The 18,627-nt window shown below is 61.9% G+C and carries 13 protein-coding genes and 2 pseudogenes; 5 read left to right on the top strand and 10 right to left on the bottom strand.

From position 1 onward, the window contains the following. Positions 1 to 481: 481 nt before the first annotated feature. The 3 genes from RI03_RS22260 to RI03_RS08070 all read right to left on the bottom strand — a co-directional run bounded on the left by RI03_RS22260 (position 482) and on the right by RI03_RS08070 (position 3,211). On the bottom strand, positions 482 to 1,354 hold the full coding sequence (locus RI03_RS22260) for a class I SAM-dependent methyltransferase (protein ID WP_010216505.1): 873 nt from the start codon (positions 1,352 to 1,354) through the stop codon (positions 482 to 484). A gap of 29 nt (positions 1,355 to 1,383) precedes the next feature. Then, positions 1,384 to 2,025, bottom strand: a complete 642-nt coding sequence (locus tag RI03_RS08075) for a hypothetical protein (RefSeq protein WP_010216504.1) — start codon at positions 2,023 to 2,025, stop codon at positions 1,384 to 1,386. A 193-nt stretch (positions 2,026 to 2,218) separates the two neighbouring features. After that, positions 2,219 to 3,211, bottom strand: coding sequence for a phytanoyl-CoA dioxygenase family protein (locus RI03_RS08070; RefSeq protein WP_010216503.1), 993 nt, complete (start codon positions 3,209 to 3,211; stop codon positions 2,219 to 2,221). 225 nt (positions 3,212 to 3,436) lie between these two features. Here RI03_RS08070 and RI03_RS08065 point away from each other — a divergent pair, with 225 nt between their 5' ends. Genes RI03_RS08065 through RI03_RS08055 form a run of 4 tightly spaced genes read left to right on the top strand, consistent with a single transcriptional unit; the run spans position 3,437 to position 7,270 of the window. After that, entirely contained in the window at positions 3,437 to 4,393 is a 957-nt protein-coding gene (locus tag RI03_RS08065) for an ABC transporter permease (protein WP_010216502.1), read from the top strand. Beyond that, positions 4,390 to 4,623 (top strand): hypothetical protein, encoded by a 234-nt coding sequence (locus RI03_RS24345; RefSeq protein WP_202949363.1) that lies wholly within the window; start codon positions 4,390 to 4,392, stop codon positions 4,621 to 4,623. Before RI03_RS08065 ends, RI03_RS24345 begins: the two co-directional genes overlap by 4 nt. After that, complete coding sequence (locus tag RI03_RS08060; protein ID WP_202949362.1) at positions 4,623 to 5,231, top strand: ABC transporter permease; 609 nt, start codon at positions 4,623 to 4,625, stop codon at positions 5,229 to 5,231. The genes RI03_RS24345 and RI03_RS08060 overlap by 1 nt, the downstream gene beginning before the upstream one ends. Continuing rightward, positions 5,228 to 7,270, top strand: a complete 2,043-nt coding sequence (locus tag RI03_RS08055) for an ABC transporter ATP-binding protein (RefSeq protein ID WP_010216501.1) — start codon at positions 5,228 to 5,230, stop codon at positions 7,268 to 7,270. The genes RI03_RS08060 and RI03_RS08055 overlap by 4 nt, the downstream gene beginning before the upstream one ends. Here the strand turns inward: RI03_RS08055 and RI03_RS08050 are convergent. Both RI03_RS08050 and RI03_RS22655 read right to left on the bottom strand, forming a co-directional pair. After that, entirely contained in the window at positions 7,206 to 8,858 is a 1,653-nt protein-coding gene (locus tag RI03_RS08050; RefSeq protein ID WP_010216500.1) for an ABC transporter substrate-binding protein, read from the bottom strand. The two genes, RI03_RS08055 and RI03_RS08050, sit on opposite strands and share 65 nt — an antisense overlap. Positions 8,859 to 9,179: 321 nt before the next feature. Beyond that, positions 9,180 to 9,735 (bottom strand): annotated as a pseudogene (locus RI03_RS22655) (nucleotidyltransferase domain-containing protein); the annotation flags it as partial. Positions 9,736 to 10,040: 305 nt separating this feature from the next. Here RI03_RS22655 and RI03_RS08040 point away from each other — a divergent pair. Continuing rightward, positions 10,041 to 11,094: pseudogene (locus RI03_RS08040) on the top strand (IS110 family transposase). Between the two features lie 811 nt (positions 11,095 to 11,905). Here RI03_RS08040 and RI03_RS22255 read toward each other — a convergent pair. The 5 genes from RI03_RS22255 to RI03_RS23495 all read right to left on the bottom strand — a co-directional run bounded on the left by RI03_RS22255 (position 11,906) and on the right by RI03_RS23495 (position 18,408). Then, on the bottom strand, positions 11,906 to 12,388 hold the full coding sequence (locus tag RI03_RS22255; protein ID WP_170318359.1) for a hypothetical protein: 483 nt from the start codon (positions 12,386 to 12,388) through the stop codon (positions 11,906 to 11,908). Further along, entirely contained in the window at positions 12,385 to 13,182 is a 798-nt protein-coding gene (locus tag RI03_RS08030; RefSeq protein ID WP_026046555.1) for an SHOCT domain-containing protein, read from the bottom strand. The genes RI03_RS22255 and RI03_RS08030 overlap by 4 nt, the downstream gene beginning before the upstream one ends. A 363-nt stretch (positions 13,183 to 13,545) precedes the next feature. Continuing rightward, positions 13,546 to 16,071, bottom strand: coding sequence for an Hsp70 family protein (locus RI03_RS08025; RefSeq protein WP_081504211.1), 2,526 nt, complete (start codon positions 16,069 to 16,071; stop codon positions 13,546 to 13,548). Then, positions 16,055 to 16,420 (bottom strand): hypothetical protein, encoded by a 366-nt coding sequence (locus tag RI03_RS08020; RefSeq protein WP_170318358.1) that lies wholly within the window; start codon positions 16,418 to 16,420, stop codon positions 16,055 to 16,057. Before RI03_RS08020 ends, RI03_RS08025 begins: the two co-directional genes overlap by 17 nt. Next, on the bottom strand, positions 16,417 to 18,408 hold the full coding sequence (locus tag RI03_RS23495) for a hypothetical protein (RefSeq protein WP_138995628.1): 1,992 nt from the start codon (positions 18,406 to 18,408) through the stop codon (positions 16,417 to 16,419). The genes RI03_RS08020 and RI03_RS23495 overlap by 4 nt, the downstream gene beginning before the upstream one ends. Between the last annotated feature and the right edge of the window lie 219 nt (positions 18,409 to 18,627).

Genomic DNA, 18,627 nt, shown 5'->3' with positions numbered 1-18,627 from the left:
TTACCACTGACCGAGGCGGTCGAGTCCACTCTGACGTGGCATAGGAAACTCAGTACGTCAGACGATATAGGCCCAGGTGGCACGTGCCGGGAGCGACCGTCCGATCTCAATCGCAGGGGCTGCCTCACCGACGACGCGAGCAACCAGCGTCGGCTGCGGGAATGGTATCCGGAAGGGGATGCGCGTTCACGCCGCGGATGATAAAGGCCGCCTTCCATACAAACGACTGCGCACCGTTCGTTTCCCATGTATGCGCCGCGATTAACCAGGTTGCGTCCGTTGTGCCTTCCGCTGCCAACGTGCGGCTCTGCACACTCATAGCGGCCTACAAGGTCGTTGGCGGATCGCGTGCGGGGGACCTGAAGGTTGATCCGGCGCAAAAGCGGGACCTGCGGCGACATGAAAAGGACGCTGACGCTGAGAAGGGGATGGCTGCGCTGGAATTTAAGCGCGGAACACGCGGCGCGGTCGGACCAAATGGTCAGCGTGCGACGAGCACACGATTGATCGGCATGTGAAACGAGGCAAACGCCCCTTGTTCAGAAAAAAGCGCGGCAAGGTCTATCAACAGGTTCGTTCGCGCGCCTTCAGTTAGGAGAAAGGCGGAATAAAAGAAGCTGGAGGCCTCGCGGGCAAGCGCTTCGGGGGCGGCGGTCGCCGACACCACGTTCGATTCTATACGAACATGAGCCCCCGGGAAAACGTCACACAAGAGATGGTGTAGTTCGGTGGTGTCGCGGATACGCGCGTCACCGAGATCGACGTCGCCATAGCGCGGGTATGCGCGACGGACATGGTTCGAAATGAGGTCGTTGACCGCAGAATAGCCCGGCGCGATGTCCATCGGCCCATCGACGATCGCCGCGAATACCCCGCGGGGCTTCAGGACGCGCGCCACTTCGGCCAGCACGGGCGCCACCGGGTCCATCAGCGTCAACGCCCAATGGCACAGCACCCCATCGATCGAACCGTCGGCGAGAAAGCCGAGATCCTGCGCCAGGCCATGATGCAGTGCGACACGGTCAGGGCCGAGCCGCCGCCGCGCCAACGCCAGTTCGTCCGCGCTCATGTCCACGCCGGTCAACCGGACGTCCGCGTTGCGTCCCGCCAGGCGTTCGAGCAATACGCCGGACCCGCAGGCAAGGTCGAGGATGCTTGCAGTCGCGTCATAGTCAATGACATCGGCGAGCCAGTCGTAACTGTCGCGCCCCTCCGCATCGACGCACCTCGCCGCGCAGGATTCGGTGAATCCGGCATGGACCCGGTGGACCGTTTCCAGATGATCGCGCACGGCAGCCGCGTCCGGCGTGAACCCGCTTGCAATTGCACGGGTCCAGCCGGTGTCGAGCGTCATTTCGTCGCTTTCGGGAAGACCGAATTGGGTCAGGGTGTCACGAAAATCATCGCGACCCGCTGCGCGAAGCCCCACGTCCCGTCGGTGTGACACTCGTTAAGATATTCAGCCATCGGCGCGGTCGAGCGCATCGCCTCGAGCGACACCGTATCGTCGAACGCGCAACGCTGCAGATACCCTTCGACCACGACATCGTCGTCGGACCTCTGCACATAGCTGATCTCGCGCAGCGTTACGGTCGCCCCCAGCCGACGGAGCGATGCGACGATTTCCTCACCGGTCCGGTACATCTCGCCCGCGCCGCCGTGGAAACTGTCGAGGAACGCGCGATAGAAGCGGATGTAATGGCTGTCGGCCATCGCGTTCGCGATAAACCCGGTGCCACCGATCGCAGCGACGAACCGCTCCATCGCTGCGTCCAACTCGGCCAGCGGAACCGCGTAAAGGGCATGGGTCGCCCATACGATATCGTAGGGATCGGCAGGAACTGCGAAGTCCTGCAGCGGCGTCTCGAATTCCGCCCCCGCAACGAAGGGCGGGCCCAGTGCCGCGCGCGCCTCGGCGATCGAGAAGGCCGAAGGGTCGAGCAGGTCATAGGCGATCGGCGCGATGTCCGCGGTCTCGATCCCCGCATGCAGGCGCAGCGCGGTCGGAAACTGCCGGATCCGCAAGCGACGTCGAGCAGCCTTAGGGATCGGTTACCCGCGGCACGCTGATGCTCCGCCAGCCATGCCGACCAGTCATTGGCTTCGGCCAGATGGCGATAGTCCTCGGTGGCGAGCATGTAGAACGCGTCCATTTCCGCACGACCGGCCTCGGACCAGTGGTCGCACGACCGTGCATAGGTATCGTTGGCACTATCGGTCATGCTTCTTGCTCCGTCGGCCAACATATTGGATTTAGTTCGGAATTCGCCGGCCCGCCGGGTTCGCAACCGGGCATGAACTTTCGCCAGTCGCCCGACACGATCGTGGGATCATCGACGATCCGCGCGCCATCGGCAAAGAAGGTGTTGGCGAGCACGATCCGGCTCTGCGTCGTGCGATTGGGCCCGGCGGTATGGAAGCTGAGATTGTGATGAAAGCTTACCGTGCCCAGGGCAAACGGACTTTCATCGATCGCGACGTCGTGCTGCCGGAACAGTTCGGCGACGTGCTTGTCGTAGCTGGTATCGGTCTTGTTGAACGGCACGTCCGCCACCAGCCGGTGGATGTCGATCGGCCCCGCGAACGCCAGGGGCCCCATCGCCACCGGAATGAACTGCGCGGCCATCCACGCGGTAACGACGTCCTGCGTGGCCAGCGGGAAATGGTGATCGTCGTAATGCCACGGCGTACGCCCGCAGCCGGGCTCCTTCGACAGCACATTGTCGTGATACAGCCGGACCCGCTCCACGCCGAGCAGATCGGCGCAGATCTTCGCGATCCGCGGGCTCAGGACGAAGTGCCGAACCAGCGGGTTGTCCAGCCAGATCATCTCGAGGCTCAGGAAACAGTCGGCCAGCCCGCCATCCAGCGACGCGGCATAGGCCGCCTCGAGCAAGCGTTTCAGTTCGGCGCGCAGACGCAGCGTCGCGCCGGGCGACAGGACGTCGGGCAATTTCACGAAGCCGTTCAGACGAAACGCCTCGATCGTACCCGCATCGAGCGGATAGGGCTCGGCCAGTTCGCGCCCGAGTTCCTCGTCGTCCGGGCAGGCAATGTCGGGCAGCGCGCCCAGATCGACCAGCGGCGTCAGCGACCGCTCGTTCTCGGCCAGCGACACGTACCAGTCCCACCATTGCTGATTGTCGCCCGACCATTCCCCGCGCACATCGGTTGCGCCGCCATCGATCACGGTGTCGGGGACATTACTCATAGCGCATTCCTTAGGCCCCGCTTCGGCCAAAGGCCAATTGTTTGGCGGGATACGGATCCAGAATTGGAGCGCCTTGCCACTCCCCCCGGCAAAATTGATGAACCGAAATCACGCCGGCCGCCAGCATCGCAGGATGGATTCGCGTAATCGGCTGGACGAAGGCGGCGGCATCGCGGATGCAGGTCCGGTATCGCGCGCCTGAGCCTGAGGATCCAACACCCACGCATGATCGTCCAGGCCCTCCTTCGCCGTCTTCCGCTGGCCTTCGTGACCCTTCTGGTCCTGAGCCTCGTCGTCTTCTTCGGAGGGCAGCTCCTGCCCGGAGACGTCGGTCGCGCCGTGCTTGGCCCGCTGGCCGATGCGCGCGCGGTCGCCCGGTTCAACCACGCGATCGGCGTGGATCGCGCCATTCCCGTGCAATATTGGGAGTGGATCAGCCGGTTCGTGCGCGGCGACATGGGGGAATCCTACACGTTCCGCGCGCCCGTCGCGCCGTTCGTGCTGGCCGCGCTGGCCAACTCGCTCAAGCTTGCCGCGATGGCGTTCTGCATGATCCTGCCGCTGGGTATCCTTGGTGGCGTCGTCGCGGCGCTCGACGTCGGCGGCTGGAAGGACCGGGTCATCATCCTCACCGGCCAGTCGCTCGGGGTGGTGCCGGAATTCATCTCGGCGATCGTCCTGATCCTGATCTTCGGCATCTGGCTGCGCTGGTTGCCGATGTCCGCCGACTGGCCCGACGGCGCGGGCGCGCTGACGCAGGCGCGGTATCTCGTGCTGCCCTCGCTGCCGCTGGTCATCATCTATTTCGGCTATGTCGCGCGCGTCGCCCGGACCGGCGCGGTTGCGGCACTCGACTCCGACTATGCCCGCACCGCCATCCTCAAAGGGCTGCCGCCACGGATCATCCTGTTCCGGCACGTCCTGCGCAACGCGCTGCTGCCGACGATCACGGTCGCGGCCAGTCTGGTCGGCTATCTGACGGGCGGTCTCGTCGTGGTGGAAACCTTGTTCCACTATCGCGGCATCGGCAGCCTGATCTACACCGCCGCGAAGGCGAAGGATTTTCCGATGCTGATGGCAGGCGTACTGGTCGTCGGCATGCTCTATACCGTCGCGGCGATCGTCGGCGACGTGCTGGCCGAGATGCTCGATCCCAAACTTCGCGCAAGAGGGCGGGCATGAGCGAACGATCCGGATCGGGTGTCGGCGACCGGCTTCGCATCGTGCTCCGCTCGCGCGGACTCGTCGTCGGTTTGGCGATCATCGCGTTCTGGACCGCCTGCGCGCTGTTCGGGGAACGGATCGCACCGTTCGATCCCTATGCCGACAATCTGCTGGCGACCTTGGCCGCGCCATCGCTCGCCCACCCGTTCGCACCGACCAGCTCGGTCGCGATATCCTGTCGCGGGTGATGATCGGATCGACCGACATCCTGACGGTCTCGCTAGCGGCAACGCTGCTCGGCACGCTGGCGGGAACCGTCCTCGGTCTGGCGCTGGGCTATTTCGGCGGCGTGTTCGACGCGCTTGCCAGTCGCGTCATCGAAGCGTTGCAGGCGCTGCCGCTCATCATCATCGCTTTAATCGCGCTGGCGGCGGTGGGGACGTCGAACCTGTCCGTCATCCTCGTCATCGCCTTCACCTTCACGCTGCTGATCGCTCGGACGGTGCGGTCGGCTGTGAAAATCGAGACGACGCTCGACTATATCGCCGCCGCACGGCTGCGCGGAGACGGCGCCGGCTCGATCATGTTCGTCGAGATCCTGCCTAACGTGGTGCCGCTGATCGTGGTGGAGATGACCGTGCGGCTGGGCTTTGCGATCTTCTTCGTCGCATCGCTCAGCTTTCTCGGCTTCGGCATCCAGCCGCCTTCGCCCGACTGGGGTCTGGCGATCGCTGAGAATTACGGGCTGATCGGCAGCTATTGGTGGACCGTGCTGTTCGACGCCGGCGCGATCGCGTCCCTGATCATCGGCTTCGTCCTCGTCGCCGAGGCCTTGCAGGGGCTGTTCGACCGATGAGCGACGACGCCCTGCGCATCGAAAACCTCTATGTCTCCTACCTTATCCAGCGTCGCCCGCGCCAAGTGATCGCGGACCTCAGCCTGCATATCGCGCGGGGCGAGGCGTACGGGCTCGTCGGGGAATCGGGCTGCGGCAAGTCGACCGCGGCGTTCGCTGCCGTGCGGTATCTCGCGCGCCACGGTCGGATCGAGGGCGGGCGGATCCTGATCGACGGCCTCGACCTGATGGCGATGACGCCGGACGCGCTGCGTCGGCTGCGCAGCCGCAAGGTCGCAATGGTCTATCAAGACCCCGCGCGCGCCCTCAACCCGTCGCTGCGGATCGAGCGGCAGATGACCGAGGTGTTCGAAAATGCCTTCGCGCTGGGCCGCGACGAGGCACTCCAGCGGGCGCACGCCATGCTCGACCGCGTCCAGATCGCCCAGCCCGAGCGCGTCCTCAACAGCTATCCGCACGAGCTTTCGGGCGGATTGCAGCAGCGCGTCGTGATCGCGATGGCGTTGTCGATCGCGCCATCGCTGCTGATCCTCGACGAGCCGACGACAGGACTGGATGCCACGGTCGAGGCGGATATCTTCGACCTCGTCGCACGGCTCCGGATGGAAACGTCGATGGGGCTGCTGCTCATCAGCCACAGCCTGCCCGCGATCGCGCGGATGTGCGACCGGGTCGGCGTGTTGTACGCCGGCAATCTGGTCGAGGAGGGCCCCACCGGCGACGTCTTCGCCGACCCCAAGCACCCCTATACCGCGGGCCTGTTGCGGTGCGCACCGCGCGACGGTCGGCGCAAGGATCAGGGGCCGCTGGATACGATCGCGGGCTTGCCGCCCTCGCCCGGGTCGGTCGTGCAGGGCTGCATCTATGCGCCGCGATGCCCGATCGTGCAGGACCGCTGCCTGACAGAAGCGCCATCGCTTGCCCTGATAACCCACGATCGCTCGGCGGGCTGCCATTTCCCCGATGCCGTCGCGACCATGCCCCACGCCCAGGCCGCGACGACGGCACCACCGGCGCGAACCTCCGGGGCGGCGATCCTGACCGCTCGCGGGCTCGCCAAGACCTATCGGACGGACGGCGTAGCGGTGCGCGCGGTCGGCGGCGTCGATCTCGACATCGCCGCGGGCGAGACGCTGGGCGTGGTCGGCGAGTCCGGCAGCGGAAAGAGCACGCTCGCCAAGCTGATCCTCGGGCTGACCGAGCCCGACGTGGGGGGCCGCATCACACTCGACGGCGCCCCCCTGCCCCCGACCGCCAGCCGACGGAGCCGCGACCAGCTCAAATCCATCCAGATGGTCTTTCAGAACCCCGGCCTCGCACTCAACGGGGCCCATAGCGTCCGCCGGCTGATCGGGCGGGCGATGCGACTGGCGGGCACGACCCGCGGCGATCGCGAGCAGCGCCTCCGCGCCCTCGCCGATCGCGTCCGTCTCGGCCTCCCCTATCTCGACGACCGGCCATCGCAGCTATCGGGCGGGCTGAAGCAACGCGTCAGCATCGCCCGCGCCTTTGCCGGAGACCCCCGGATCGTCATCTGCGACGAGCCGACCTCCGCGCTCGACGTGTCGGTCCAGTCGGCGATCCTGAACCTGCTCGTCGAACTTCAGGCCGAAACCGACGTCAGCTACATCTTCATCTCGCACGATCTTGCGGTGGTGAACTATCTCGCCGACCGGGTGGCGGTGCTGTATCTCGGGCGGCTGATGGAGGTGGGACCGACCGCGGCCGTGTTCTCATCGCCACAGCACCCCTATACGGAGGCGCTCCTGTCATCGAGCCTGACACTGCAAGGCGAACAGCCGTCGCGCATCCGCCTCCAGGGCGAAGTCTCGGGCCATCACGCCAGCCTCGGCGGGTGCGTCTTCCAGGCGCGCTGCCCGCGTCGCATCGGCCCCATTTGCAGCGAACGCGAGCCCGAACTGCTTGCCGCGGGGGACGGCCATGCGATCCGCTGCCATATCTCCGTCGAGGAACTCAGCCGTCTACAGGCACTGGGTGCGCCCGATCCAGGAACAGCTGCGCCATTGCCGTCGGCCTGACGCCCGTGATCCGCTTCGTGTTGACGGTCAGCCAGTCGTAGAAGCAGGTCGTCACCACCGGCGTTTCGGCGAGCAACAGCCGCTGGATCTGCCCCGCGGTCGCGCGCTGCGACGCTGGCTCCAGCGCCGCGATATACCCCGCGACGAGGCGATCGTAGCTGGGGTTGCGGAAATGCGCGGCGTTGAAGGTGCCGGGCGTGGTCAGCGACGCGGCGAGGATGGTGTTGGGCACGCCGCGATGCGCATAATCCTCGATCCCCATGGTCGAATCCAGCCAGTCTGACTGGCCGAACGTCGCCTGGCCGTAAAAGGCGGCCTGGTCCTCGACGTTCAGCGTCAGGCGAACACCGATCGCCTTGACCGCATTCTGGATGACGACCGCATAATCGGGGATTTCTTGGAATCGTTCGGTGGTCAGCAGCGCGGCGAAGCCATCCGGATGACCGGCAGCCGTCAGCAGCGCCTTGGCCTCGCGCAGGTCCTTGCGCCGTTGCGGCACGCCCGGGTCGGTCGCGGCATAGAGGGGCGCGAACGGACTGTCGTTGCCCAGGGTCCCCCGGCCCGCATACAGTCCGGTGACCAGCGCGTCGCGGTCCAGGCACAAAGCGATCGCGCGGCGCACCCGCGGATCGTGGAACGGCGGACGATCGCAGCGCATGTGGAGCTGCTCGTGTGCGCTCGATCGCAGCGCGAGGATGTTCAGCCGCGGATCGGCGAGCAACGCCTGCGTGCCGTGGACCGGGACATGCAGCAGCACATCGACCTGCCCGCCCTGGATCGCCAGCACCTGCGCCTGGAGGCTGTCGTAGAACAGGAAGCTGGTGCGATCGGGGAGCGCCTTTCTCCCCCAATAGGCGTCGTTCCGGACGAACGCGGCACCGACCTTGGGCGTGAACCGCTCGAGCCGGAACGGGCCGGTGCCGATGAAGCTGTCCTCGAAGCCCCCGGCATAATCGGCCGGCAGGATGATCGCGTTGAAATTGTCCGACGACACCAGATACGGGAAGCTGCCATTGGGCGCATCGAGGTGGAACGCCACCGTCTGCGCATCGACAGCACGCGCCCCGCCCTTGGACAGCACGCCAGAGAAGGCCGACAGCGCGATCGAACCGTTCGCGGGATCCGCCAGGCGGTCGAAGGTCGCGACCACGTCCGCCGCGGTCAACGTCCGGCCGTCGTGAAAGCGGACGCCCTGCCGAATCCGGAACGTCCACACGGTCCCGTTGTCGTTCGACGCCCAGCTGGTCGCCAGAACCGGCTGCAGCCGCAGGTCGGGGCCGGACACCGCCAGATATTCCCCCGTCTGCGACAGCATGCAGACCCCACCCGTATCTGCAACGGTCAGCGGGTCGATCCGCGCGGCCGGCACCGGCATGCCGACCCGCACGACCCCGCCCGTTCGGTCCGCCACCGCATCGTCCGACACGGTGCACCCGCCCGTGCCGAGAAGCGGGATCGCCCCGCCCAGGACGCTTGCCCAGCGCAGGAACTCACGCTTGTCGATCCGGCCGGACAGACATTCGTCTATCGCAGCATTGGCTACAGGCGTGGCGCCCCGACGCAGACGATCAAGCCTAACGTTGCTCACGCTGACGCCACGATCCGGCTGTTCCCGACAGCGGAACCGCCGGTTTCTTCGCAACGCGGGCTGTAAAGTACCGTGCTCAACATCGCCCTGACCATTAACCTCAGGATGTTGGATGTAGCGCGATCCGTTGGGCGTGCCAGTCGTGTTAGATGTTCGGCTTGCGGTAATCCTGCATCGTCAGAGCAGTCAGCATAGCATGGACGATGCTGAACTCCCAATATGACCCGTCCACGATCGCTATCTGGAAACCCATGCGCGATAGACAAGCTCTCTTGAGGTATCGGGCCTGCAAATACGCGGCTGCAGCTAGTTAGAGCATCTGAACCGCAGACGAGCCATCGCCAGCGCCTGTCCCGGTGTCTCCGGCTTGGGTTCATGAAACTTGGTATCCTCCCTCTGGTAAAGCCCGATGCCGTCGCGAGCGATGTCGATGAAAAAGTAGCGCCCATGGGCCAGGCCGTTATTCACCTCGGCCAGTGTGTGTACGATGAAATTGACCGGCGTGCGCAGCGTCTTGGTGATCGCCAGTTCGCGGTTGAGCCGGTCCTCGGCGGTCGCCCAGACTTCGATCCGGTCGGTCAGCTTGTCGTTGTTGCCGATGACGAGAAGATCGAAATCCGACTGATAGGCCTTGGCTGTGTGCGGTTCATCGACCCAGCCGCCATGCGCATAGCTCCCGTAGAGGACAACCTTGAGGATGCGCGCCTGCTTCTTCCAATCGGAAGTCGCGATCGCCTTCGCGTCGCCGAACTCCTCGAAGTGGATCTGGACGACACGTTACAGCTCGCGTTGTTTGGCCGGGGGGCAAATGATCGAGCGGGCACTCTGAATGACCAAGTTTGGGCGCATTATTGTCGGTCCGCTTCGAGCATTCCAACGGCAGCTTCTGCCAGGAGCAGACGTTCGCGGCGGCTAATTGGAACGACCGGGTCTGGTCGAGAGCTGCCGGCGGTTAGCTGTCGATCAAAACCTGAAACATTAATGGTTCAGATTTTGATCGACAGGTTTGGATCCTTTTGACACATAAGACGCCGTTTAAGCGCGCTTTGAAGCTCCTCGAAAGATGGTGTATCGCCGCGGCTGCATTTCGCCCGTTGGATGGTGAGATTGCAGTCCCTCCACATACGATGCCTGGATCGGGGTCGAGCCTGACCTCGAGCATCGAGGGAAGGAGTGTGAGCGATGGCGCATTTCGTGGGTCTGGACGTCTCGGTGAAGGAGACGTCGGTGTGCGTGGTGGACGATGCCGGCAAGGTGGTGTGCGAGCGTAAGGTGCCGACCGAGCCCGATGACATAGCCGTACTGCTGACGTCGATCGGTGCCGATTACGTCAGGGTCGGGATCGAGGCCGGGCCATTGTCGCAATGGCTATTGTACGGTCTAAGCGAGGCTGGTCTGCCGGTCATCTGCGTCGAGACCCGCCACATGAAGGCGCTGTTGCAGGCGCAGCAGATCAACAAATCTGATCGCAACGATGCCCGCGGCATCGCCCAGATGATGCGGGTCGGCCTGTTCAAGCCGGTGCATGTCAAGACGCTAGCCGCGCAGGAGCTACGCATGCTGCTGACCAGCCGCGCGCTCGTCCAGCGCAAGCTGATCGACATCGAGTCCGACATGCGCGGCACGCTCCGCAACTCTAGCCTCAAGGTCGGTGTCGTCAGCACAATCGGTTACGAGGCCCGGATCCGTCACCTGGTCGAGGGATTTCCGCGACTGGCGGCGATCGTCGAGCCGTTGCTGACGGTACGGCGGGTGATGCGCCAGCAACTGGCCACGCTCCACAAGATGCTGCTCGACACGGTTCGGCATGATCCGGTCTGCAAACGGTTGATGACCGCGCCCGGCGTCGGCCCGGTGGTGGCTCTCACCTATCGGGCCTCGATCGACCAACCCCAGCGCTTCGTTCATTCCAGAGCGGTCGGCGCGCATCTCGGGTTGACGCCCCGGCGGCATCAGTCGGGCGAGGTCGACTATGACTGCGGCATCTCCAAGTCCGGCGACATCATGCTGCGAACGATGCTGTAAGAGGCGGCGCAGGTCCTGCTGACCCAGAGCCGGCACCTGGTCGTGGCTCAAGGCCTGGGGGATGAAGGTCGCACAGCGCCGGGGCATGCGCCGAGCCATCGTGGCCGTCGCGCGCCGCCTGGCCGTTGTCCTCCACCGCATGTGGACGGATGGCACCGACTTCCGCTGGGGCAACGCACCCGGCACCGCGGTCGCCGTCGCTATCGCCTGACACAATTTCAAACAGGAGCTTTTACGGTTCTGCCTCGGCAGGAAAAGGTCCTCACGGGGACGAAGGTGGTGTGAGATCGTAACGACGGCAGCCTACCGCTCGCGATAAAGGCGTTACAAAGATTGATCCACGCCGCTTTTTCTTACCCCATCATGGGGCGGCTTCGTGCCGACCCCGGAGAGAAGCACGAACCTCGTGTTGCGATCGCACGCTCGGCAGAAAGTCAGCACCTGAATAGCGTTGCATACCAACCATCACCGGCGCGCCCGCGGCGGCCAACGGCCTGCGCCTATTGACTAACGCCGCGATAGAGAAGCCGTCGTTCAGAACGGCGATGGGGATTGACAGCTTCGCATGAAGAGGTCGTTCGCGCGGCAACGATCTATATCCGGAGAACGGTCAGGTCTGGCCGTTATGCATTGAACATCGGACGTCGTGTGCCATCGGTGGTGGCTGGATGATCCACTCGCAACGATCCCGAGAGGAGTTGCTAGCGCACCATCTGAATAGCCTTGGTCGGCATGCCGCGGGCGTCCGACGGTGATGGGCACTCCGCAGTACGTCGGGTAGGTTCGTCCGACGGCCAAGCTCAAACGGAGGATAGGCCAACCGACGGATACGGGTCACGCGATAATCAACCCACGAATGAGAGCGTTATAAATTGCCGTCGTTCAGGCGCTGGCGGCACAACTACCAGCGTCAATATAACCGCTCGTGTCTTGGGCAGCGGAACAGCGGGCTGACCAGCGTCTCGGATGACCGTCTTGAGATCGTAGACTTTGGTCCGTTCTATGTACCGACCCCCAATATCTCAGTTGGCCGTTGGATCAGCCGCTTGCCACGTCCGGCAGTATGAGTTCCACTGCTGGTCGAACAGGGTTTGGAGCGCCAGCTTGACCCTCTCTTCCCCGGCGCGTTCGCAGGCGGACGCGGTGGCGCCTGCGGAGGCATACGAGTTGCTTCGCATCGAGCGACACAAATCTTCTGCAGACATTAAAAACTCCGGGTCGAACTGGGGATCGAGCATGGCGAGTTTGGCAGTCACGTTAACGTGAAAGCGGCCAAATCCGACGTATGCGCCCATCCTGTTCTTGCCATTCACCTCTCCGCAGACTTGGGTGCCGAATACGCGCACATTTCTAAACTGAGATGAGGACGGATCAATCAATTCCTCGGAAGCAAGCTTTTCTGCGAGACGTCGACTATGGGTCTTTGTGCCCGGAATGAACTGGCACGCTAACATCCCAAATAGCAAAGGTAGTAGAGTGTATCGTCCCGCGCGTACCAAGATCACAGGCATCCTTCTACATAGCCGCGACTAGATCCGCCAACCGTTATCCAGCTAACTTTCCTTTTTTTGATTCCGAACACAAGGCCGAACTTTCTTTTTTCAGTATCGAAAAATAGTATCTTGTCGCTCGCGTCGCCGTAAATGTCTGGCTCCTGGCGGAGTGGACTGTAGGTATTGCGAACTGCGCTTTCTGAGTCGCCCACCTTGACGCCGCGGTCGGTCCGCCAGCCTTTACCCGCTGTCGAAAGAGAGGTTATCACCCCTCCTTCCACGAGCATCGACAAAGCAGAGGGACCGCCGACGACCTCATAACGCGCACAACCTTCGACCCCCTCATAATGGCCGTCGTCGCGGAGCTTGAGCCCGGAGACTTTTTCGGCGCGTATGACATTCATTCCGGCTTCGATTCTTGCCCAGCCACGCGCAGTCAGAACTCGGCACGCGCTGCCCGTGCAACCCATCCTCGGCTCCGGCAAAATAGGCTTGACAATAAGTTCCATCGGAGTTCGCCTAAGCGGCGTATTCGCGGTAACAGCGAGCACTGGTGCCGGAGGGCCGCCCGGCAGATCGTTTATGACAAATGCACCGCCCAATAGGCCGGCGCCGACAACGGCGACCAGACCGGTAACAAGCCAAATCCGGCGACGCGGAGGTTTCTCCGCGAGTTGCACGGCGAGGACACTATCGACTTCTGACAGCACTCTCCCTTTTTCGACCGCGAACTCCTCATCGGTGAGCATGTCATCGGCTCGCAGCCTCGCCAGCCGCTCTAATTGTTCCAACCGTTCCGCGCTCACGATAGCTTCCTTTCAATACGCTCTTCGCGCAGTCTCCTCGCCAGAAGCAGTGGCATAGATGCAGGCGACAAAAAGGTGTCTCTCGACACGGCAGATCTTAGGCCTTAGTCGTGGCTGCGGATTGACTGACATGGGTGTGTTGTTGCTGTGCTGTTGCCGTACCAGCGAATGACTGGTTCCGGCGCGAGCCGACGTTCATCTTGGCGCACCGGAACGGCATGAGGTGGGCGACTGCTGTCGCCTCCCCTTTGGACTTAGCAGCCGTTGGAGACGGCGGCCAAGACGGATTTCATTACAAGCGGGCCTTCAGCGTCCAGAGCCGCTCCCGACTTCGTCACCTCAGACGTTGAATTGCTCACGTCATCACGCTGCGGCAAGTCCGGCCAGTAACGCAACCTCGCGGCTATCGCTGGCGGCGGCTACTCGGTTGCGTGCCATTGCCTGAACCGTGCTTCGAACCGCCGCAAGATCTTCTTGCTCAACGGCAGCCGCGCCCGCCTTCACAAGTCGATCGTGCAAATCCTTGTCGAGCGCGGCGTATCGCTGCTCGGTGAAGCGCTCTAGAAACGCGTGCCAGTAGCTTGGATCTTCGGCATAGGCGCGTTGTAATAGGCTGCGCATCTCCTCGACAGTTTGTCGGGTACGGTCCCAATCCTCTCGGGACAACGCCTCGCGCGCCGTGCGGCCCAGTGTCTGCATCCGTTCGACCGCCGGCTTGCTTGCATCGGCAGCGATCTCCGCGAAATCGTCTTCGATATTCATTACGTCAGCCAGCAACGATGGACGGCGATGATCGGGCAACCCGCGTAGCTTCGCAATGTCCTGAAGGATGTGCCGGGCTTCTTCTGTGATTGAGCGACGCGCCTCCGCGTCGGCAGAGTTCGCTAACAATTCACGGTGTCGGGCAAGCCTACGCCTGAGCTCTGCAATCACGGGCGCTGCTGATAGCCCGAGCGCAGCTTCGGTCTCATCAAGGGCTTCCTGTGCGCGATCGAGAGAGGACGCAGCCAGCGATTGTCCGTCGCCACCGTCAAAATTTTTATGCCCGACCTGGGAAACGTAGAACTTTTTATCCGCCAGTCGGATACCGAGGCTTGCGATCTCAAGCTCACAGTTGATTAGGCCATTGTCATCCATCTGCCAGTGTAGCGCGACCGGGGTCCCCGCGGGCATCCTCTGGCCGTCGTCGAGATCTTTTTCGGACGATACGCGGAAGCTGCCGATCGATAGGTTGAGCATCGGATCGTCGACACCCTCAGACTGATTGAACAGCTCCGCATCCCAGTGCCCGGGAACACCACCCACCAGCTCCCTCATTGTTTTTAATGCTTTGACGCCTTGAGCAGGTAATGACGCCCCCTTGAGCACCAGAACGGATAACGCGTTATATTGCGCCGTCGATGGCCCGGCCACTACCTTGATTGCAACCGTCTGCGCCGCTGTTGCTGCCGTCGCGCTCGCGTGGACGCGCGTAATGATTAGAGCTTGATCGGGTAACGCTCTGGTTCCGTCGGACAACAGTAGCTTCGCTACAAAACGGTTCTCGCCGATCGATGGTAAACGTACCACTTCGTCGCGATCTCCTACCAACATTAGCTCGCCGCTATCAAAGCCCTCGGGACCCGTCAGGCGCAGTCGCAGACCAGCCGCGACCGCAGTGGGCCCCACACGGACACGGATACGCCCGGTTTCGTCTGCAGCGCGAGCGGTGTACTCAAAGCGAACATCGATATCCCCGGTCGCCATCGTCGCCGCGCGTTGTGGCTTACGCTTACTGGCTTTTGGGCCCCAATTACGACTTTCAGCAAAGATTGCTGCCCCGCGTGCCACCGCTGTCATAGGATCGCTCGTCAGATCAGCTGGTACACCAAGTGCCGCAGGAACGTGCTCGCGGACAAAAGGAATGTTCGAGGGTCCGCCAATAAAGACTATGCGGTCCAGGTCATCATGCGTGACGTGATTTTCAGAAAGCAGCTTCCGGCACAGAGCGATGCTTTCATCAATGCGCTCGGCAATCAACGATTCGAAGACGGCGCGGGTTACGACGGCTTCAATGTAGATGGGCTTGCCATCGAGGTCATTAACCCGAGCTTCGTCGTCACTGACGAAAACTGTTGCTTCGTCGCGGGTTGATAGCTCGATCTTGGCTATTTCAGCCTGTGCACGGGCTATATCGAACAGGCGTTTGTAAGCCAAATCAGCAAATGGGTTACTAGGCAGTGCGAAGTTGCTCGCTAGCCACTGGCGCACGATTGAGTCTAAGATAACCCGGTCATGATCACGGCCACCAAGCATGTTGATGCCCTCGTGTGCGAGTACGGTAACATTGCCGCCCAAGCTTTCCACTAATGCGGCGTCGAACGTCCCGCCACCAAGGTCATAGACTAAAAATTTGCCGTCGCGGCGGGTACCGCCTTCAAGCGCAGACATTGCCGCCGCTACCGGCTCTTGGATCAGGCCGACGCGCTCGAGGCCGGCGAGGTTCGCTGCCCGAATGGTGGCTTCTGACCGCATCTGGTTAAATGCCGCAGGAATGGTGACCACCGCGCCTTCGAAATCAACTTCTCCAACTGCTGATCGAACCTGTCTGACGAGAGCACGAAGCACTTCTGCGCTTGCCTCCTCAGGGGTGAAGGAAATGCCCGAGGCTGCGAATGACAGGCGACTGTCTGTGCCCATTAACCGCTTAAAACCGTGCACGACATCGGCCGGCGATTTCACTAACTGCTGATAAGCGCGTGTACCAACAAACCGCGCTCCTCGACGATCGGCATAGATAACGCTGGGCAGGACATCTCGCCCGTCGGCCGTCTTAAACAAGCGCAGACCATCCGGGCCGTTGCCAACGACCGCCGAGTTGGAGGTTCCAAGATCAATTCCGAGATACATCGCCCGCTCCCCCTAGAACGCGGCCCATGCGGACAACGCGGTCACCGGCTAGCACGGCCGGCTCAATTGTTTCGACAACGACGGGAGCAACAACAGCCGTTAATTCGTCGGCGTTGATCGTTTCCATCGGCAATTCTGGCCCGAGCACTTGCCCCTCGAAGCGCGCCAGCTTCAGACCGGCCCCGGCCAACACGATATCTAGACGCCCTGCAGCGAACCGAGCTTGTGCACCTGCCCGGTGTGCACGGTCTTCGTCGAGATGGGTAAGGCTCCGCTGGAACGCACGGTGCAACTTCCAATACTCCACTGCGAGATCGGCAAGCGCCGTCTCGGCTATCGCGACGCTCATTTCCATCTTTGCACCATCGATCTTCCCTCGTCCGCCAATGTGGCTGCGTCGGCTTCAACTTCACTCGTTACGGTCGTCATATCACTCTGCAGATATGTAAAATCACTGCATTTACCGTTGAATTCATCGACAGCGGCATTGAATCCGTCGACCTCACTGACGACACTGTTATCAACGGCAATTGATGCTGCTCTGAGGCGTTCCTTCTGGCGTCTGCAGTAGCGCAATTCTGGCATCGAAAAGGATTGACCGGCCAAACTAAGCGGCGGTGTTTCTTCTTTCGTGTCGCTATTACCGACCGCAGCTGGCGCACTCAAATCGGTTGTCTGCATTGCCGGCGGAGTCATTACATCCGCGCTTGAGTTAGCAGAGGATGTGTCCATGACCTCGGCAGCGGGTGGAGCAGTTTCTGCCGAAGTCGTGGCATAGGTGTGGGTGTCCACGTACGCTGGTTTTTGCCCGCTATTTTCCAAGAATATAATCAAAGCTACAAAAGCTGCTGCAATACCCCAACCCCAACGCCCCCGGCTTCGCGATCCACGACGGCTAACGATGTCAGCCCTGACCGATCGCATCAGCTCACGATCCTCCGCGTCTGTAGCGGTCCCGAGAAGATTGCCAACTAAAGTTTCGGCTTGATTAAGATCGCCGCGATCAAGGTTACTCTTCAGCTCGTTTTGCCAAACTATCCGCTGCAGCGTCGTTTGATCATCCAATAACTTGGCAACTACCGAACCAGGCAATCTTGCACGATAGCTCAACAGCCAACGGGTCAGTCGCAAAGCCGCGTCGCTCAGTGTGTGTTCGTTATGGAGATCAAGCGTAAGGCTGCGAATGTTCATCGCCGGTATGCCGGTGTCCTCGCCTCTCAGCTTGTCGAGTGCAGTTTCGAATACGGCGCGTAGCTTTCCAGGATCTTTGCGGACAGGCGATCCTATCCAGGCGTCAAGATTAATTGCCGTCACTGTCGGCTTAATTGCCATCGTCGTGAGCGCATCCACCACCGGAGCCATAATGGCAGTGAGGCGAGCTTGCCCAGCCAGCTCATCCAATGTGCCAGTGTCTTCGGCAAAAAGATCTCGCATCCCGGGCAGCTCGCCAAAAGCTTCGTGTAAAGCGCGCGAAATTACGAGGGCGACTTCATATGCAGAATGCTCGTTTGCGAGCTCGATGTATAAATCCCGCAGCTTACCGCCAAGCGCACGCGAGTCTGGCTCATCAATCCCTTGCGCTTCGTCCCACAATTGGACCGGTTGCCGCACGGTGTCCCAGCGATGAAGGCAGGCGGCAAGAGCTTCAGCGTTTGCGACAGTGCGAGCACTCCGCAGTCTAGACGACGATGCCTCCAAATCGGCGGAAAGGCGAGCAAGATGCGGAGCAGTATGCCGAGCAAACGCTTCAACAAAGGCGCTGAGAAAGGGCCTAAGGCCTTCATCTTGCAACCCAAATTCGACGACAGCCGTTGCCTCCTCATAACCGCCATCTCTTTTGGAAAGCCGTTCCGCGGCCGTATCCGCGTGGGCTGTAACAAGTGACCCCACCTCAGCTGCGAGAATTCCACTGGGTATGGGCGGGAACCCTGAAATCTGCCGCGCTTCGTTTATTTTTCTTTCGATGCCGACGACATCAGGCGTATGGGTTTTCACAAGCAAAGCAACAACGTTGGCCGTCTTCTCACCATTGCTCAGAAGATGTGCAATTACATTAGCGCCATCCCATCCCTCGCCCCAGCTACCGGTAAATGGGGTTGTCTTTAGTCGTTCGAGCATCGCTCTTGCCTGCGCGGGCGTGCTGCCCGGGAGAAAGGAGAGTTCAGCCCGAAGCCGTTCGCGTGGAGCCGTCAGCGCAGCAAGTGCGCGATCAAGATCGGATTCGTCATGCTCACCGTCCAGCACAGCTCGTTGATGTGCCTCAACCAATTCCGCGCGGGTCGCACGAGTGCTTACATTGAGCCGCGCAAACGGACTCGCCAATAGATCGAAAGCCACGGTGCCCCTAATAGTCGCGGTATGAATGACCGTCGATTTCGTTCTATATGCGTAACGGCTCTGCAGCAACCTCGCCTGATAGGTTCATGAGGAGAGCTTGCTGCTGAACAGCCGCAAGTTCATGCAGCGCAAGCTTAATCATTTCAGTTCGACATGTGCGGCATGCTGCTCAAGTTTGGCGCAAGGTCGGTGTCGTCAGCACGATCGGTTACAAGGCCA

The sequence above is a fragment of the Sphingomonas sp. PAMC 26621 genome (assembly GCF_000251145.1).
Taxonomy (GTDB): domain Bacteria; phylum Pseudomonadota; class Alphaproteobacteria; order Sphingomonadales; family Sphingomonadaceae; genus Sphingomonas.
Note: the sequence above shows the minus strand (reverse complement) of the source record. Positions and strands in the feature narration are given on the sequence as shown.